Source organism: Neorhizobium sp. P12A (assembly GCF_008365395.1).
Taxonomy (GTDB): domain Bacteria; phylum Pseudomonadota; class Alphaproteobacteria; order Rhizobiales; family Rhizobiaceae; genus Rhizobium.
Genome location: NZ_QOVX01000005.1, coordinates 1 through 14,133 on the forward strand (window position 1 = coordinate 1; position 14,133 = coordinate 14,133).

The following is a 14,133-nucleotide window of genomic DNA, read 5'->3' on the forward strand; positions in this document are numbered from 1 at the left end:
ATTGCGCGCCAGCAAGGCTTTCAATGGAAGCGCGCCCAGATCGTCCGCCCGCACAGCCGCAAGCGAGCCGCCGAAGCGGCCGATGGGGGTTCGGATGTAGTCGCAAATGAAGGCTTCAGTCATGGTCTTCTCTTTCAAAGTTCGGGAACGACGAGGTCGGCGACCGGTCCATCGGTATGAAGCTTGGCTCCTGTCATCGCCTGCAGCTCATCCATGGTCATGGCCGCGAGCTTCTCGCGCACGACGAAACGCCCCTTGACGATATCGATAACGGCATGGCTGGTGTAGACACGCGTGATGCAGCCGACGCCGGTGAGCGGGAAAGTGCATTTCTCGACCAGCTTCGGCTTGCCGTCCTTGGTCACGTGTTCGGTGATGACGAACACCTGCTTGGCCCCATGCACCAGATCCATGGCGCCACCGACGGCTGGCACGCCCTTGCTCCCCACGCGCCAGTTAGCGAGATCGCCGCTCTCGGCAACCTGATAGGCCCCAAGAATGGCCACATCCAGATGGCCGCCGCGCACCATGGCGAAACTATCCGCATGATGGAAGAAGGCCGCACCCGGCTTCAGCGTGACCGCCTTCTTGCCGGCATTGATCAGATCCCAGTCTTCCTCACCCGCCGCGGGTGGCTCGCCGAAATCCAGAATGCCGTTCTCCGTATGGAAGATCGCCTGCCGGCCGGGCGGCTGATAGCGCGCCACCATTTCCGGGAAGCCAATGCCCAGATTGACGTAAGCGCCATCGGCAATGTCTTGCGCGGCGCGCCAGGCGATCTGGGCGTTCGAGAGCTTGATGTCATCTCGCGTGTTGATTGCTTGTGCGTCGACGGTCATACGTAGGCTGCTCCGGCTCGAATGAGTTCTTCTTCCTGGCTTGGATCGGCGACTTCGACGACGACGTTCACGAAGATGCCGGGAGTGACGACCTGTTCGGGGTCGATGCCGCCGACCGGCACGATCTTCGAGACTTGCGCGATCGTCTTTGCCGCGGCCATGCACATCAGCGGATTGAAATTGCGTCCCGCCTTATTGTAGGTCAGGTTGCCGTGAGCGTCGCCGAAATGGGCCTTCACGATGGCGAAGTCCGCCTTCAGCCAACGCTCCTGAACGTAATGCCGGCCTTCGAATTCGGCGACCGGCTTGCCGTCGGCCAGCTCCGTGCCATAGGCCGTCGGCGTGTAGAATGCCGGGATGCCGGCTCCGCCCGCGCGGATGCGCTCGGCGAGCGTTCCCTGAGGCACGAGTTCAAGCTCGATTTCGCCGGCAAGATAGCGGTCTGTAAACGCGCGCGGATCGGATGAGCGCGGAAACGAGCAGATCATCTTCTTGACCATGCCGGCGTCGATCATTGCCGCAATGCCGATGCGTCCATTGCCGGCATTGTTGTTGATGACTGTCAAACCGGTCGGCCGCTTGTCGATCAAGGCGTGAATGAGTTCGATCGGCGCACCCGATCCCCCAAATCCGCCGATCATAATGGTCGCACCGTCGCCGATGTCCTTCACCGCGTCGGCAGTGCTGGTGATCGTCTTGTCCATTCGTATCCTCCGTAGCCAAGCCGATCCAGGAGTCCGGCCCGCAATAGATTCGTAGCCCCCTCGCGGCTCGACGGCAATGGATTTGTGCGATATAGTGCATTTGTTGCAATACCGCACATCGAAAGATCGTCTCATGGAAACGAAGCAGAGCGACATGATGGGCGGCCTAGCCAAGGGCCTGCGCGTCATCGAGGCCTTCACCGCCGACAATCCTCGGCTCAGCATCTCCGAGGCTGCCGCCATTACGGGACTGGACCGGGCAACGACCCGGCGCTGCCTGCTGACGCTCGCCGAGCACGGCTACTGCGCCTACGACGGAAAGTTCTTCACCGTGACGCCCCGGGTCCTGCGGCTGGGGACGGGTTGTCTGGCGTCCATGCCGTTGCCCCGCATCGTTCAGCCGTGGCTGGACCAGCTTTCCGACAGGATTGGACAGAGCACATCTGTTGCGATTCTCGACGAAGGCGAAATCGTGTACGTCGCGCGGGCGGCCCAGCGGAAGGTGATGTCGATCGCGCTTATGCCGGGGTCCCGTCTTCCGGCCTATTGCACCTCCATGGGCAGGGTCATGCTGGCGGCCTTGCCGGCAGATCGAGCGCGCAACATTCTGGCATCCTTCCCCCTGAACGCGAGAACGCCACATACCCTGACCGATATCGAGGCCGTGATGGAAGAGCTGGACAAGGTCAGGCAACAGGGGTTCGCCTCCGTCGACCAGGAGGTCGAGATCGGGCTTAGATCCATAGCCGTCCCCCTCAAGAACGCACGAGGTGCCGTGGTCGCCGCCCTGAACACCGGCCTTCCCGTTTCTCCCGAAACGATGCCGGCCCTTGTCGAAAGATACCTCAACCCGCTTGGACAGGTCGCGAAGGAACTCAGCGGGATACTGACCTGAGCTGATAGTAACGAACGATCGCGTTACTCGCCAGCAGATGGCCTGGGCAGAAGGACGTTGAAGAAGGGTAGCAAGGCCGCTCCCAGTAGAACGCTGTCGCCGGCAAAGGCGGCTGGCGACACCGGCGGCAAGGTTGGCGGCGGGCTTTCCGGACGCTGATTTTCGGCAACCTTTTGCATTGCCACGATCAGGGCATCGACGACATCAGGGGGCAGATCACCGTCGAGTATGATCTTCCCAGGCGCGACAAAGCTGGCGATGGCCATCAGGACGACAAATAGATGCTCGGCAGCATTCTCGATCCATGCCTTTGTCGCGGCTTCGGCCGAAACGTCGCCGCGTCGGCTCTTCAAGGCCGCCTCGTAAGCGTCTGCGGAGCAGACCTGGTCCAATGGCCGGCGATCCGGGCCGGTCAGCATGCCGCCGATCCCCCCGCCTTGCCGCGCGCGCCGGCAAAGGGGATGGAGTGCAGGAGCAGCCCCGAGCGGATACGATCCTCAAGCAGCACCATAACCATCCCGGTCTCCGGCACGCCGGCGCGCGCTCCGCCAGCACCGCCCAATCGGTCGCGAGCTCGGCAACGACGAGTTGATCGGGAATGGCCTCCCTCACCAGCGCTGCATCTTGGGCACCATAGTCTTCCAATGCTAGGCCGATACCTACGAGGTTGGCTGAGGCCCCCGCTACTTCCCGCAGGCTATCGAGAACGGCTGCAATCGCCGCCTTATCCGATCCGTCCCGCCTGACCTCCTGGCGAGCACGAATCATGCCGGCAAGGTCAATCCCCGCTATCGTCTTCCGGCGCAATCGCAGGCCGATGGCGAAGGCACCGTCCGGTCGCGGGGCGTATTCAGCCGAGGGAACCTGGGCACTCTGCGTGCGGCGATGGCCTTCGACGATCTGGTACGGAGCTCCCATTCGGCACATCCCCGTGTCCGGTTGGCTGTGATCGAAGGGACTTCGATCAGTCAGGTCGAGGCGCTCCGGTCCGGAAGGCTCGACTTCTGCATCATTCGAGCAACGGGTGCTGGGACACCTTTCCTGTCGACCAAAGTTCTCATGAGGGAACACATGTTGATGGCATTGCCCAAAAGCCATCCCCTGGCGAAAAGCCTGAAGATCAGGCTGGCGGAGGTTTCACAGGACAAGTTCGTGCTATTTGCACCCGCGGGTCCCGCTCCCATGCATGCAATGTTGGTATCGGCATGCCGGGAAGTGGGATTCGCGCCGAATTTCGAATTAGAGGTGCAACATCAGCCGAGCGCGGTCGGACCGGTCGCGTCGGGTGACGCGGTGGCGATGCTTCCAGCGAGCCTCGCCGCTGTGCGTCACCGGGATGGAATCTTCAAGCGGCTCGTCGGGAACGGTTCGGAGATGACCTTCGACGCACTGGCCGCCTGGTCTCCAACGAATGAAAATCCAAGCCAGGAGCAGCTCCTGGCCACATTGCCCGATCACCGCACGTCAGCAATGGGTGCCGAGTAACACGCCCCGCGCATATTTGCGTGAGGCATTCGATCGTTCATCCCGAGTGCATGAAGTCTAGTCGGCGCGTTGGCCAGCTCTCCATAGGCGATGTGGAGAATTGCTTTCGTAACCAAGCTTGTCGAAGCTCGCGACTTCAAGGATCAGCCCCCAAGGCGACCGGAAATAGATCCAGTTGAAGCCGGCAAGAGGACCTGCCTCTACCAGATTAGGCCCGTCAAGCATTTCGATGCCGAGCGCGCGCAGGCGCTCGGCCGAAGCATGCACATCTTGGACTTCAAAGCACAGATGCATGCCGCCGACTTCGGAAGACCGCCTGGGGCGAGAGGCCTTGTCGCCGCTATATTCGAAGAGCTCGACGCTCGTTCCCTCGCCGCAGCGCAGAAACACCAGATCGCGGATTTTCGAATCCGCCGAGGCGCCGAGCTTGTTCTTCATGAAATCCTGATCGACATCGAACGGACCTGTGCGGAAGACCTCGACGGCGCCGAAGACCGCCTGGAAGAAGGCGATGCCCTCTTCAATGTCGGGCACCGTAATGCCGATATGGTGCATGCCAAGAACTTTGTTCGACATGTTATCCTCCCAATAGATAAGCGGCAAATGATTGAAATTGTGATGTTTTACAATGAAGCCCGTCGGCCCGAAACAGAGATTTCTGTTGAGATCAGGCCGTAGCCCGTCTGCGCGCCCCCGCGTAGATCAAAGCTGCCACGACGATCAGAATGCCCTGGAACAGATACTGATAGGTCTGGGTCAGGCTCAGGAAGGTGACGGCGCTGAGGATCTCGGTGAGCAGGATGGCGCCCAACACAGTCCCGATAAATGTGCCTCTGCCGCCGGTCAGGCTGGTGCCGCCAAGCACGACTGCGGTAATGCTCGAGAGCGTGTAGCTGATACCCTGACGTGGGTCGCCGACGCCGATCTGGGTCATCAGCATTATCGCTCCGAGAGCAGTCAGCAACGAGCAGGCAATGTACCCGGCGATGTAAGTCATATCGATCCGGATACCCATTCGGCGGGCCGATTCCTCATTAGAACCAACCGCGCGCAGGCGCCAACCCGCCCTTGTCCGGCGCAAGACATATTCGCCACCCAAAGTGACGGCTACGAGCACGAGGAAGGCGACAGGGAATGGCCCCCACTGCCAGTTGACCCAATCCGTCACCGTGGAGCTGATATAGCCGTCAGGATTGTCGCGCAGCAGGAAGCTTAGACCTTGTATCGCGATATACATGGCAAGCGTGGCCGCAATCGGCGTAAAGTTCGCATATCGGATCAAAATGCCGTTCACCGCGCCTGTGATAAAGGCCCCGGCGAACATCAGCACGAAGCCTGTCAGGATCATTGGCGTCGACACGTCATCATTGACGAAGAACGATGCGACGACGACGAGGAAGCCCGCGAGCGGCCCGACGGAAAGATCGATCCCGCCCATGAGCAGGGCAATCGTCTGCCCCAGTGCGATGAAGCCCAGTGCCGTCGCCAGCAGGAAAATGTTGTAGATATTGGAGACCGACAAGAAATTGTCGTTCTGCCCGTTCACATAGAGCCCGAGCAGCAGAGTGACCAATGCCAGAGGCACGACCGGCGCATTGTCGGACTGCAGGAAATGGCGAAGCCCCTTTGATTGCGCAGCGTCCGCTTTCTCACCGCTATCGACATCATGCGTTTCCGCCTTGAGGGCTGCGGCAACGATACGTTCCTCGGTAACATCATCACCGGTAAGCGTCTCCACCACCTGCCCACGCGACATCACCACGACCTTGTCGCAAAGCCCCTCGAGTTCCACGGCATCGGACGAGTTCACGATAACAGGCGTACCGGCTTCCGAGACATCCCGCAGGATGCGGTAGATTTCGAAGCGAGCGCCGACATCGACGCCCTGGGTCGGCTCGTCGGCAATGACCAGGCCTGGCTCCGACAGGAGCGCACGCGACATCACGACCTTCTGCTGGTTGCCACCCGACAGGGAAAGGATCGGTGCGTCCATGCTCGGTGCCTTCACCGCCAGTTCGCCGAAGATCGACTGAACTTTCTCATGCTCCCTGCTGCGGCTCATCACGCCGCCAACCGCGAATTTTTCAAGCGCAGAGAAGGTGGCGTTTTCGCGTACGGTCAGGCCGCTGGCGACGCCTTCGCGGTGCCGGTCGGAGGGCATGAAAGCCGCTTCGCGCACGAGCGCCTGCTGGTTGAGCGGCCGGCCGCGCAAAGTGATTTCGCCCTGCGCCGGCTGCAGTCCGGCAAGTGTGCGCATGAGCCCAGTCTGGCCATTGCCCGCCACGCCGGCAACGCCGACGATCTGGCCGCGCGGCACATCGAAGCTGATATTGCGAAGTCCCTTTCCACTCAGGCCACCGACCGAGAGACACGTTTCCTCGACCATGCGCGTCGATTTGGGTGGAAAGGCAGATTCGAGCGTCCGACCAACGATGAGGCCGACGAGATCGGCGTCGCTGACATCGCTGACGCGCGCTGCGCCGCGCACGCGTCCGTCGCGCAGGACGGTCACGCGGTCGGCGATTTGGCGCAGCTCCGCGAGCCGGTGGGTAATGTAGATAACCGACGTTCCGGCTGCCACGGCGTTGCGGATGCGGCCGAACAACATGTCCGTCGCTTCCTGATCGAGGGAGGCCGTGGGCTCGTCCAGGATGAGGACCTTGGGCTTTAGCGCAAGCGCCTTGCCGATTTCGAGCAGATGTTTCTGCGCCACGGTCATGCGATCCGCGCGCATGCGGAGCGGTAGTTCCAGCCCCACCTCGTCAAGCATTTCCTGCACAACGTCCTGTGCGGGGCGATCAGAGAAAACGGATGGTGGCAACGCGACGCAGAGGTTTTCCTGAACCGACAGATCTTCGAGGATCGCCGGATGCTGGAAACAGATGGCAATACCAAGAGAGGCCGCGACTTCAGGCGTCATCTGTTGGATACGCTTGCCCTGGAAGCTTATTTCACCTTCGCTGGGCTGCAGTGTACCGGCGATGATATTCATCAACGTCGATTTTCCGGCACCGTTTTCCCCGAGGATGGCATGGACCTCGCCAGGCAGGAATTCGACGCTGACATCCCGGAGCGCCGGAACGCCCGAGAAGTATTTAAAGATCCCGGCCAAATGGATCGTTACGTCGTCATATGCCGATCCGCCTGTCTCGATCGCATTCATCTCAACTGCACTCATAGCCTTCAATCCGGTCTAGCGAGCGCACGCCCGGAGTTCTTCTTCCGGGCATGCGCTGCATGTTGTGCCAATTACTTGCCGACGGCCTTTGCCTGATCTTCGGCAGGAAGCTCAGAAGACAGGTAGATGGCGCCGGGCAGATCGCTGCGGCACTGCACCGCATTCGGCTTTCCGGAGACCGAGTCCTCGAAGGTCGGCGCCTTGAATTCCTCGTCCTTCGGCGGCGTTCCGCCGGTAGCAAGCGCGACGGCCCACTGGACGGCGAGGCGGACATTGTCGTTGCCGGTCGCGACCGTGAACAGCTTGAAATCGGCGTTCTTATCCTTGTTCGCCTGCCAGAAGCAGCCGAGCGAATTGCCGTCAGATGTCGCAAGCGCCGGGATAGACTTGCCCTGCTTCTCGAACAGCGGCAGTGCGCCGACCATCGAAGGGCCGAAGTCGGAGATGATCACATCTATCTTCGGATTCTTGGCGATTTCCGCCGTCAGCACCTTCTGCGTCAGCGCCGGGTCCCAGTTCGTGACGTCGAACGGTTGCGGATTGACGAAGACATATTCCGGACCCAGAACCTTCTTCAGGCCCTTGAGTTCGTCCAGACCCTGGCTATTGCCGGCCGGGCCGCTGAGGAACAACAGGTTTCCACCCTTCGGCAGGACGCTCTTGATCCACTTGCCCCAATTCTCGCCGTCGTTCTCGAAAGATGCGCCGACGAACTTGGAATAGTTCTTGCCATCCTTGCCACCAACGGCGACACGATAGGGTACGACGATCTTGCCCTGCTTGTAAACGCTGGTAAGCGCGGGAAGGACAGCGGGACCTGCATCGCCGAAGACGACGAGCGCGTCGATGCCCTTGGCCGCCATGCTCTTGATATCCGAAATGGACTTTAGCGTATCGCCCTGGCCATCGGCATATTCATATTTGGTGATGCTGGGGCAAAGATCGACGGTCTGCTTACCCGAGGCGGTCGTTACCTGGCGCCAGCTGTTGCCGCCGTAGCCGTCGAGCAGGGCGAGCGACGCCTTTTTCGGTCCGCACCAGGACGGGGTATCCGCCGCCTTCGCAATGTTTGCACTGCTAAGTGCCATGACCGTGGCCGCAACTGACAGCGCCAGGCCCTTGGCGATAGAAGTATATTTCATTTCTGTTCCTCCACTTTTTTTGTTCCAGTCGATTTCCTGAGGTTTACCGTCCAGCGGATCGAGTAAACGCCGATGCCAAAACCCAGAGCCAAGGCCTGGATGATGGTTTGAGCCGAAAACGGCACGCCGACCGAGAGTGCGAATTGGCTCAATTGGTTTAGAAAGAAGGCCGCGATGACCGTCGAAATCGGGTAACCCCGACCGCCCAGCAGCGAGGTGCCGCCGAGCACCACGACTGCGACGGATGGCAGCAAGAGACTATCTCCCTGAAAGGCGGTCGGCTCGCGGGTGATGCCTGCGATCAGCGTCCCGGCCACGCAATAGAGCAGTTGCGCGAAGACATAGGCCATCGTCTGGTGTGTCCGCACGCGAAGGCCCGCAGCACGCCCGGCGCGCGGGTTGGCGCCGATCGCCTCGAACCTGCGGCCGGCAACCGTTTTCTTCAGCACGAAGGTGACAACAGCCATGGCAACGAGCGCGAAAATAACCGAGTTCGGCAGGCCGAGGAGTTGGCCGCCTGCGATGTTAGCCAACAGGTCTGTCGTGATCGAGGGAACGCCGCCGGACACAGCAAAGACTGCGCCATAGAGCAGCGCATTGGTGCCGATCGTGGCGATAATCGCGTTCAGTTGGAAAAAGCTGACAAGAATGCCGTTCAGGAAGCCGGCCGCGAGCGCAAAGCCAAGCGAGATAAGGACAGCCTGATAAAGCAGCGCGTCATCCTGTTGGGGATAGTGGGTCGCGACGACGACGGCGAGCGAAACGGCTCCGGGCAACGATAGATCGAAGCCGCCCTGCTGCACGACAAGCAACTGTCCCAGGCCGACGATGGCGATAATCGCAGCAAAAGGCAGGCTTCCCGACATCGCACCCCAGGAGAGGCTGGAAGGTGCATAGAGTGCGCAGATCATCAGGAGAACAAGCGTCGAGAAGACGACAGTGACGAAGCTTCGCGCCAGCGGCATCGGCAACATTGTCCGCCTGGGGCGCATGTTTGAAGCGATGGGGGTTGCGTTCATCATCGAAGCTCGTCTTTCACGCTGAAATTCACGACAACATCGTCGAGCTCGCGACGCGAAAGCCGCGGAGCACGTTCGGCAGATACCTACAGGGGAGATCGAAGACCGGCGTTAGAGGTCGCTGTTGCTAACTACCCAACCTGTCGCGGCGTCAGCCTTTGCGGCGCGTCCCGGCTGATCGAACCGTCGGCGGGGCAACAGTTTCGGCCGGGAACCTCGCAATTCCTGATAATCGACATAGAATCCGCCGCACACGCTTCCGGCTTCAGCGAGCCAGTTGCGGATCTTGTCCCAATTGAGAGTGCTTATCGCTTTCATGTTCCCTCCTCCTCACAAAATCAGCTGCGGCAATCGCCTTACCCGCGGTCGCCGATCGTTGGCCGCCATTCATAGATGCTGATGCTCGAATAGATCTCGTGAAGGACAAAAGGATCGTCCGCACTGAATTGACGCATCTCTTCGAGCGAGCCGACATCGGCGACGACCACTCCTCCGCTGCCCTCACCGGTTTCGTCCAGAATTGGTCCGGATTGGATAATTCGAACTCGGCCGGATCGCAGATGGCGCTTGTGATCCTCGAGATGGATCGCGCGAGCCGCCGCCTTCTCGGGATTCGATAGAGCGACGCGAACTGCAAGCATGACCTCTAGCTCCTCACCAGCCAAACCGTCCTTTTGTCTTCCTCCGCGACGCCGGTATTCCGGATATCGCAAGACTAATGGTAGACGGAGTAAAGCCAAAGAAAACAACGGATTTATCCATTTTGGACTTATGGATCATCGCGCGGTCTCCCACGAAACTTCCCTGGGGCGCCGCTCGATTAGCGGCGCCCCGCATCCCTCATGCCGCCTTGGGAGCGTCTCCACGGAATGCGCGTTCAAGCAGATCGGTTAGCCCGCGTTTTTCCAGCGCACGCGGGTTCCAGTAGGCGTTCGACATCGCCTGTTCGACGGCAGCATCGATACTGCCTTCGGGCATGCCGAGCTCCTTCAGCGACATCGCGGCGCCAAGCCCCTTGGCAAGGTCGAAGAGCCCAGAGGCCGGGTCGGCGACGCCAAGCGCCCTGCTCAGCCGCGCCGTCGCCTGCGGTGTCGCCTCGGCGTTATAGGCGACCGCATGCGGCAGCACCGCCGTGTGCATCTGGGCGTGCGGCAGATTGAACATACCGCCGAGCGTGTGGCAAAGCTTGTGGTGCAGCGCCATGCCGACCGAGCCCAGGCAGACGCCGCAGAGCCAGGCACCGTAGAGCGCGTCTGCGCGAGCAACCTCATCTTTGGGGTTCGAATGGATGCGCGGCAAGGCGCGGGCAATGGCGCCGATCCCCTCCTCCGCCATCAGCGAGATGATCGGATTGGCCTCTTTCGCATAGAGCGCCTCCACGGCGTGGGCGACGGCGTTGATGCCGCTGGTGACAGACAGAGAGACGGGCAGCGTCATCGTCAGATCGACGTCATAGACGATGACCTCAGGAAGAATGCGCGGATCGGATTTCGTGACCTTGCGCCCTCCCTCGGTCTCGCCGAGGATCGGCGTGGCTTCGGAACCGGCATAGGTGGTCGGAACGACGATCTGCGGCAAGTCGGTGCGAAAGGCGATCGCCTTGCCGAGGCCCGTCGTCGATCCACCGCCGATGGCGAGCAGAGCATCGACAGCATGCTCTTCGACGACGCGCATGGCATCCGCAGTCACCTCGACGGGCGTATGCATCTGCGCCTTCGAATAGGTCGCAACGACGCTTGATCCCATATGCCGCGCGATATCGGCGGCCTGGCCGGCCTGCTCAGGCGTGGACAGCACAAGAATGCGCCGAGCCTTCAGCCGTTCGGCCTCTTCAGGAAGTCGCGCCACGGTGCCTCGTCCGAAGATGACTCGGCCGGGATTTCCGTTGTAGGTGAAGTTATCCAATTCTCCGCTCCTATCTCGTCTGATCGGGACGGGCGAGCACGAAGTCGTAATCGGAGCGCCAGAGGGTCTCGCCGCCCTCGACCCGCGTAAACGGCGCGACAAGCGTCTTCTTGACGCCGAACACCGTGTCCGATTCCAGATAGGGATCGCCGCCGACGAAGGTGTGCGTCACCAGCTTCTGGAAGCCGTCTGCGCGAACCATGTAATGCATATGCGCCGGGCGATAGGGATGACGCCCGAGGCTCGCCAGCATCTTTCCGACCGGACCGTCATCGGGGATCGGATAGGAGACGGGCTTGATGCCGACGAAGCTGTAGCGTCCATCGGCTCCCGTCACGAAGACGCCTCGATTGTTCCACTTCGGCTGGATATCTGGCTGCTGGACGTCGTAATAACCCTCCGCATTGTCGGACCAGACGTCGATCTTGGCGCCTGCGACGGGATTGCCGTCGAGATCGAGCACGCGGCCGATGAAGAGACAGCTTTCACCCTTGCCATCCAGGCAGATCTGGTCGCCCATCTCTCGAACCGCGCAACCCTCGACGTGAAACGGCCCGAAGACCGTATTCTCCGTCGCGCCAGCCGGCCGCCTGTTGTTAATCGCATCGACCAGCATCGACAGGCCGAGCGTATCGGAGAGAAGCATGAATTCCTGACGCTCCTGCGTGCAGATCTGCCCGGTCCGCGTCAGGAAATCGATGCCGAAGTCCCATTCATCCTGTGTCAGGTTGATCTCGCGCGCGAAGTTGTGGAGATGCTTGACGAGGCAGGCCATCACTTCGGCGAGCCGCGGATCGACATTCCCGCCCATGCGGGCGTTGACGGTCGCGACCGAATTCTCCTCGGTGAAAAAGCCTGAAGGCGATGCGCTCCCGCTCGCTTGGTCCAACATGTGCTGCACTCCTGACATCTTAAGGGATGATCCGATCCGCCCGCAGGCGTTCGAACGCATCTATGAACGAGCCTGTCGTATCCTGATAGTCAAGAAAACCGAGCTTACGGCTGCGGCCCATGTCGTTGAATGTCTCGATCTGGCGGCCGAGATCGGCATCCGAATGCCAGAAGGATGCAACACGCGAGAGCGCGTTCGACTGCAGATCGAACTTCTTGACCATTTCGTTCCAGATCGGCTCCGCGCCCGCCATCTGCTCTTCCAGCGGCGTCGGTACGCCGGTATAGGGCACGGCCTCGATGCCGAAATAGTTGGCGATGCGTGGCCAGAGCCACTTCCAGCGGAATACCTCTCCATTGACGACGTTGAAGGCGAGATTGGCCGCCGCCTTCGTCGTCGCGGCCCATTTGAGATGCTTGGCCAGCAGACGAGCGTCGGTGACGTCCGTCGCGGCCTGCCACTGCTCCGGCGAACCTGGAAAGACGAAAGGCCTGCCGGTTTCACGGCAGATCGAAGCATAAACTGCAAGCGTCGCGGCCATGTTCATAGCGTTTCCGACCGCATAGCCGATCAGGGTATGCGGGCGGTGGATGGACCAGGTGAAGTCATCCCTCGCCGCCGCTGCGAAGACCTCGTCTTCCTGCACATAATAGAAGTTCTCTCCGGGAAGACGCTCCTGCTCTTCGCGGAACGGGGTCTCGGGCTGCGTCTTCGCGTAGGATTCGAATGGTCCGAGATAGTGCTTCGTGCCCGTCGTCAGGGCGACATGCTCGACGCCGCGTCCCTGCAGGGCATCGAGCACATTGCGAACGATCGCACCGTTGACCTCGCAATTCTTCGTTTCAGTCTCCTGCCGCGACCAGGCGGTGATGAAGACATGACTCGGTCGCGCATCAGAAAGCGCGGCGCGAACCGAATTGCCGTCGACGAGATCGCAGCTCAGCGTCTTGACGCCGGCGATCGGACTTTGCGAGCGCGACAGGCCCGATACCGTCCAGCCGCCTTCGGCGAGGAGATTTTCGGCGAGATTGCTTCCGGTAATGCCGGTCGCGCCGACGATCAGTGCATGTTTGCTCATGGTCTATCCGTTCAACAGCGTGATCTTGATGCTCTTCGTCGGATCCTGCCCGAACGCGAAGGCATTGACCGCGTCGGTCAGGGCGTAGTCGTGCGTCTGGATCGGCGACAGGTCGATGCCAGTCCGCTCCAGGAAGCGGATGGCCGCGGGCCAGACACCGGGAGAGCCGATGCAGCCGCGCACCGTCAGGTTCTTCATCTGGATCTGGCCGATCACGACCGGTACTTTCCGGCCGATATTGATCCCAACCATCGACATCCGGCCCTCTTCGCGGGCGTAGTCGAATGCGGCGGCGAGCGATGCGTCATGGCCTGAAGCTTCAATAACGAGATCGGCACCGTGGCCTCCCGTCAATTCGCGGATCTTTTCGGCAGCGCCGCCATCGGTCGGATCGATCGCGACGTCGGCGCCGAGACGTTTGGCCACCTCACGGCGCGGCGCCAGGGGATCGACGACGATGACGCGGGCGCCCATGCCGATCGCCGCCGCAGCCGAGACCAGGCCGATCGTGCCGCCGCCCGAGACCACGACGGTCTCGCTGGCATTCGTGCCGCCCGAGCGCAGCACCGCATAGAAGCCGCAGGTGAAAGGCTCGATCAGCGCCGCCTTCTTATCGTCGACGGCGTCGGGCAGCTTGTGCAGCCATTCGGGATTGACGGCAAAGAATTCGCGATCGGCACCGCTCATCGAAAAGCCGAAATGATGCAATCGTTCCGGCGTGCGCACCACGCATTCGCCGACGACCCGGTCGCCCTTCTTGAAGCCGGTAACGTTGCGGCCGACCTCGATGATTTCGCCGCTCCATTCGTGGCCGGGGGTCACGGGATAGGAAATCGGAATGATGTAGCGCCCGGCCAACAGTTCGTAATCGGAGTGGCAGATGCCCACTGCCTTCGTATGAACCAGAACCTCGTTCGGCGACATTTCAGGCATGGCAACATCGACGATGGTCGGCCGTTCCGGCGCTTCGAAAACCAGAGCTTTCACGTCTTCCTC

Annotated in this window: 15 protein-coding genes and 1 pseudogene; 2 read left to right on the top strand and 14 right to left on the bottom strand. The window is 61.0% G+C overall.

What is annotated here, in order from left to right:
- From DTW90_RS16330 to DTW90_RS16340, 3 genes and pseudogenes are all read right to left on the bottom strand, one after another.
- Positions 1-123, bottom strand: a pseudogene (locus DTW90_RS16330) (3-oxoadipyl-CoA thiolase); the annotation flags it as partial.
- An 11-nt stretch (positions 124-134) separates the two neighbouring features.
- Positions 135-839 carry a CoA transferase subunit B gene (locus DTW90_RS16335; RefSeq protein WP_132523293.1) on the bottom strand — a complete coding sequence of 235 codons (705 nt, stop codon included), beginning with the start codon at positions 837-839 and terminating at the stop codon, positions 135-137.
- Positions 836-1,543, bottom strand: a complete 708-nt coding sequence (locus DTW90_RS16340) for a 3-oxoacid CoA-transferase subunit A (RefSeq protein WP_149339626.1) — start codon at positions 1,541-1,543, stop codon at positions 836-838. The genes DTW90_RS16335 and DTW90_RS16340 overlap by 4 nt, the downstream gene beginning before the upstream one ends.
- Positions 1,544-1,676: 133 nt before the next feature.
- Here DTW90_RS16340 and DTW90_RS16345 point away from each other — a divergent pair, with 133 nt between their 5' ends.
- The gene (locus DTW90_RS16345; RefSeq protein WP_132523289.1) at positions 1,677-2,438 is read left to right on the top strand and encodes an IclR family transcriptional regulator; all 762 of its coding nucleotides are present in this window, start codon (positions 1,677-1,679) and stop codon (positions 2,436-2,438) included.
- Between the two features lie 23 nt (positions 2,439-2,461).
- On the opposite strand, the gene DTW90_RS16350 is transcribed toward DTW90_RS16345, so the two are convergent.
- On the bottom strand, positions 2,462-2,857 hold the full coding sequence (locus DTW90_RS16350; RefSeq protein WP_132523287.1) for an ROK family protein: 396 nt from the start codon (positions 2,855-2,857) through the stop codon (positions 2,462-2,464).
- Positions 2,858-3,323: 466 nt separating this feature from the next.
- Between DTW90_RS16350 and DTW90_RS16355 the strand changes: the two genes are divergently transcribed.
- Positions 3,324-3,923 carry a LysR family substrate-binding domain-containing protein gene (locus DTW90_RS16355; RefSeq protein ID WP_149339628.1) on the top strand — a complete coding sequence of 200 codons (600 nt, stop codon included), beginning with the start codon at positions 3,324-3,326 and terminating at the stop codon, positions 3,921-3,923.
- A 57-nt stretch (positions 3,924-3,980) separates the two neighbouring features.
- Here the strand turns inward: DTW90_RS16355 and DTW90_RS16360 are convergent, their stop codons facing one another.
- The 10 genes from DTW90_RS16360 to DTW90_RS16405 all read right to left on the bottom strand — a co-directional run bounded on the left by DTW90_RS16360 (position 3,981) and on the right by DTW90_RS16405 (position 14,124).
- A complete protein-coding gene (locus DTW90_RS16360) occupies positions 3,981-4,499 on the bottom strand; it encodes a VOC family protein (RefSeq protein ID WP_132523283.1) in 519 nt (172 codons plus the stop codon).
- A gap of 91 nt (positions 4,500-4,590) precedes the next feature.
- Positions 4,591-7,101: an ATP-binding cassette domain-containing protein gene (locus tag DTW90_RS16365; protein ID WP_210251412.1), complete on the bottom strand. Its 2,511-nt coding sequence runs from the start codon at positions 7,099-7,101 to the stop codon at positions 4,591-4,593.
- A 71-nt stretch (positions 7,102-7,172) separates the two neighbouring features.
- Positions 7,173-8,243 carry a substrate-binding domain-containing protein gene (locus DTW90_RS16370; RefSeq protein ID WP_132523281.1) on the bottom strand — a complete coding sequence of 357 codons (1,071 nt, stop codon included), beginning with the start codon at positions 8,241-8,243 and terminating at the stop codon, positions 7,173-7,175.
- Positions 8,240-9,262: an ABC transporter permease gene (locus tag DTW90_RS16375; protein WP_210251414.1), complete on the bottom strand. Its 1,023-nt coding sequence runs from the start codon at positions 9,260-9,262 to the stop codon at positions 8,240-8,242. Before DTW90_RS16375 ends, DTW90_RS16370 begins: the two co-directional genes overlap by 4 nt.
- Before the next feature lie 111 nt (positions 9,263-9,373).
- The gene (locus DTW90_RS16380) at positions 9,374-9,580 is read right to left on the bottom strand and encodes a hypothetical protein (RefSeq protein WP_132523279.1); all 207 of its coding nucleotides are present in this window, start codon (positions 9,578-9,580) and stop codon (positions 9,374-9,376) included.
- A gap of 38 nt (positions 9,581-9,618) precedes the next feature.
- Positions 9,619-9,903, bottom strand: coding sequence for a YciI family protein (locus tag DTW90_RS16385; RefSeq protein WP_132523277.1), 285 nt, complete (start codon positions 9,901-9,903; stop codon positions 9,619-9,621).
- 199 nt (positions 9,904-10,102) lie between these two features.
- Positions 10,103-11,167, bottom strand: a complete 1,065-nt coding sequence (locus DTW90_RS16390) for a maleylacetate reductase (protein WP_132523275.1) — start codon at positions 11,165-11,167, stop codon at positions 10,103-10,105.
- 10 nt (positions 11,168-11,177) lie between these two features.
- Positions 11,178-12,059, bottom strand: a complete 882-nt coding sequence (locus DTW90_RS16395) for an intradiol ring-cleavage dioxygenase (RefSeq protein WP_149339630.1) — start codon at positions 12,057-12,059, stop codon at positions 11,178-11,180.
- Positions 12,060-12,078: 19 nt separating this feature from the next.
- A complete protein-coding gene (locus DTW90_RS16400; protein ID WP_149339632.1) occupies positions 12,079-13,137 on the bottom strand; it encodes an SDR family oxidoreductase in 1,059 nt (352 codons plus the stop codon).
- A gap of 3 nt (positions 13,138-13,140) precedes the next feature.
- Positions 13,141-14,124 carry a zinc-binding dehydrogenase gene (locus tag DTW90_RS16405; protein ID WP_149339634.1) on the bottom strand — a complete coding sequence of 328 codons (984 nt, stop codon included), beginning with the start codon at positions 14,122-14,124 and terminating at the stop codon, positions 13,141-13,143.
- Between the last annotated feature and the right edge of the window lie 9 nt (positions 14,125-14,133).

What these genes read in the sequence shown, in the direction of transcription:
- DTW90_RS16385 (WP_132523277.1), bottom strand. Translation starts at nt 9,903, where the DNA reads ATGCTTGCAGTTCGCGTCGCTCTATCGAATCCCGAGAAGGCGGCGGCT.
- DTW90_RS16380 (WP_132523279.1), bottom strand. Translation starts at nt 9,580, where the DNA reads ATGAAAGCGATAAGCACTCTCAATTGGGACAAGATCCGCAACTGGCTC.
- DTW90_RS16400 (WP_149339632.1), bottom strand. Translation starts at nt 13,137, where the DNA reads ATGAGCAAACATGCACTGATCGTCGGCGCGACCGGCATTACCGGAAGC.
- DTW90_RS16345 (WP_132523289.1), top strand. Translation starts at nt 1,677, where the DNA reads ATGGAAACGAAGCAGAGCGACATGATGGGCGGCCTAGCCAAGGGCCTG.
- DTW90_RS16340 (WP_149339626.1), bottom strand. Translation starts at nt 1,543, where the DNA reads ATGGACAAGACGATCACCAGCACTGCCGACGCGGTGAAGGACATCGGC.
- DTW90_RS16365 (WP_210251412.1), bottom strand. Translation starts at nt 7,101, where the DNA reads ATGAGTGCAGTTGAGATGAATGCGATCGAGACAGGCGGATCGGCATAT.
- DTW90_RS16355 (WP_149339628.1), top strand. Translation starts at nt 3,324, where the DNA reads ATGGCCTTCGACGATCTGGTACGGAGCTCCCATTCGGCACATCCCCGT.
- DTW90_RS16375 (WP_210251414.1), bottom strand. Translation starts at nt 9,262, where the DNA reads ATGAACGCAACCCCCATCGCTTCAAACATGCGCCCCAGGCGGACAATG.
- DTW90_RS16350 (WP_132523287.1), bottom strand. Translation starts at nt 2,857, where the DNA reads ATGCTGACCGGCCCGGATCGCCGGCCATTGGACCAGGTCTGCTCCGCA.
- DTW90_RS16360 (WP_132523283.1), bottom strand. Translation starts at nt 4,499, where the DNA reads ATGTCGAACAAAGTTCTTGGCATGCACCATATCGGCATTACGGTGCCC.
- DTW90_RS16395 (WP_149339630.1), bottom strand. Translation starts at nt 12,059, where the DNA reads ATGTTGGACCAAGCGAGCGGGAGCGCATCGCCTTCAGGCTTTTTCACC.
- DTW90_RS16370 (WP_132523281.1), bottom strand. Translation starts at nt 8,243, where the DNA reads ATGAAATATACTTCTATCGCCAAGGGCCTGGCGCTGTCAGTTGCGGCC.
- DTW90_RS16335 (WP_132523293.1), bottom strand. Translation starts at nt 839, where the DNA reads ATGACCGTCGACGCACAAGCAATCAACACGCGAGATGACATCAAGCTC.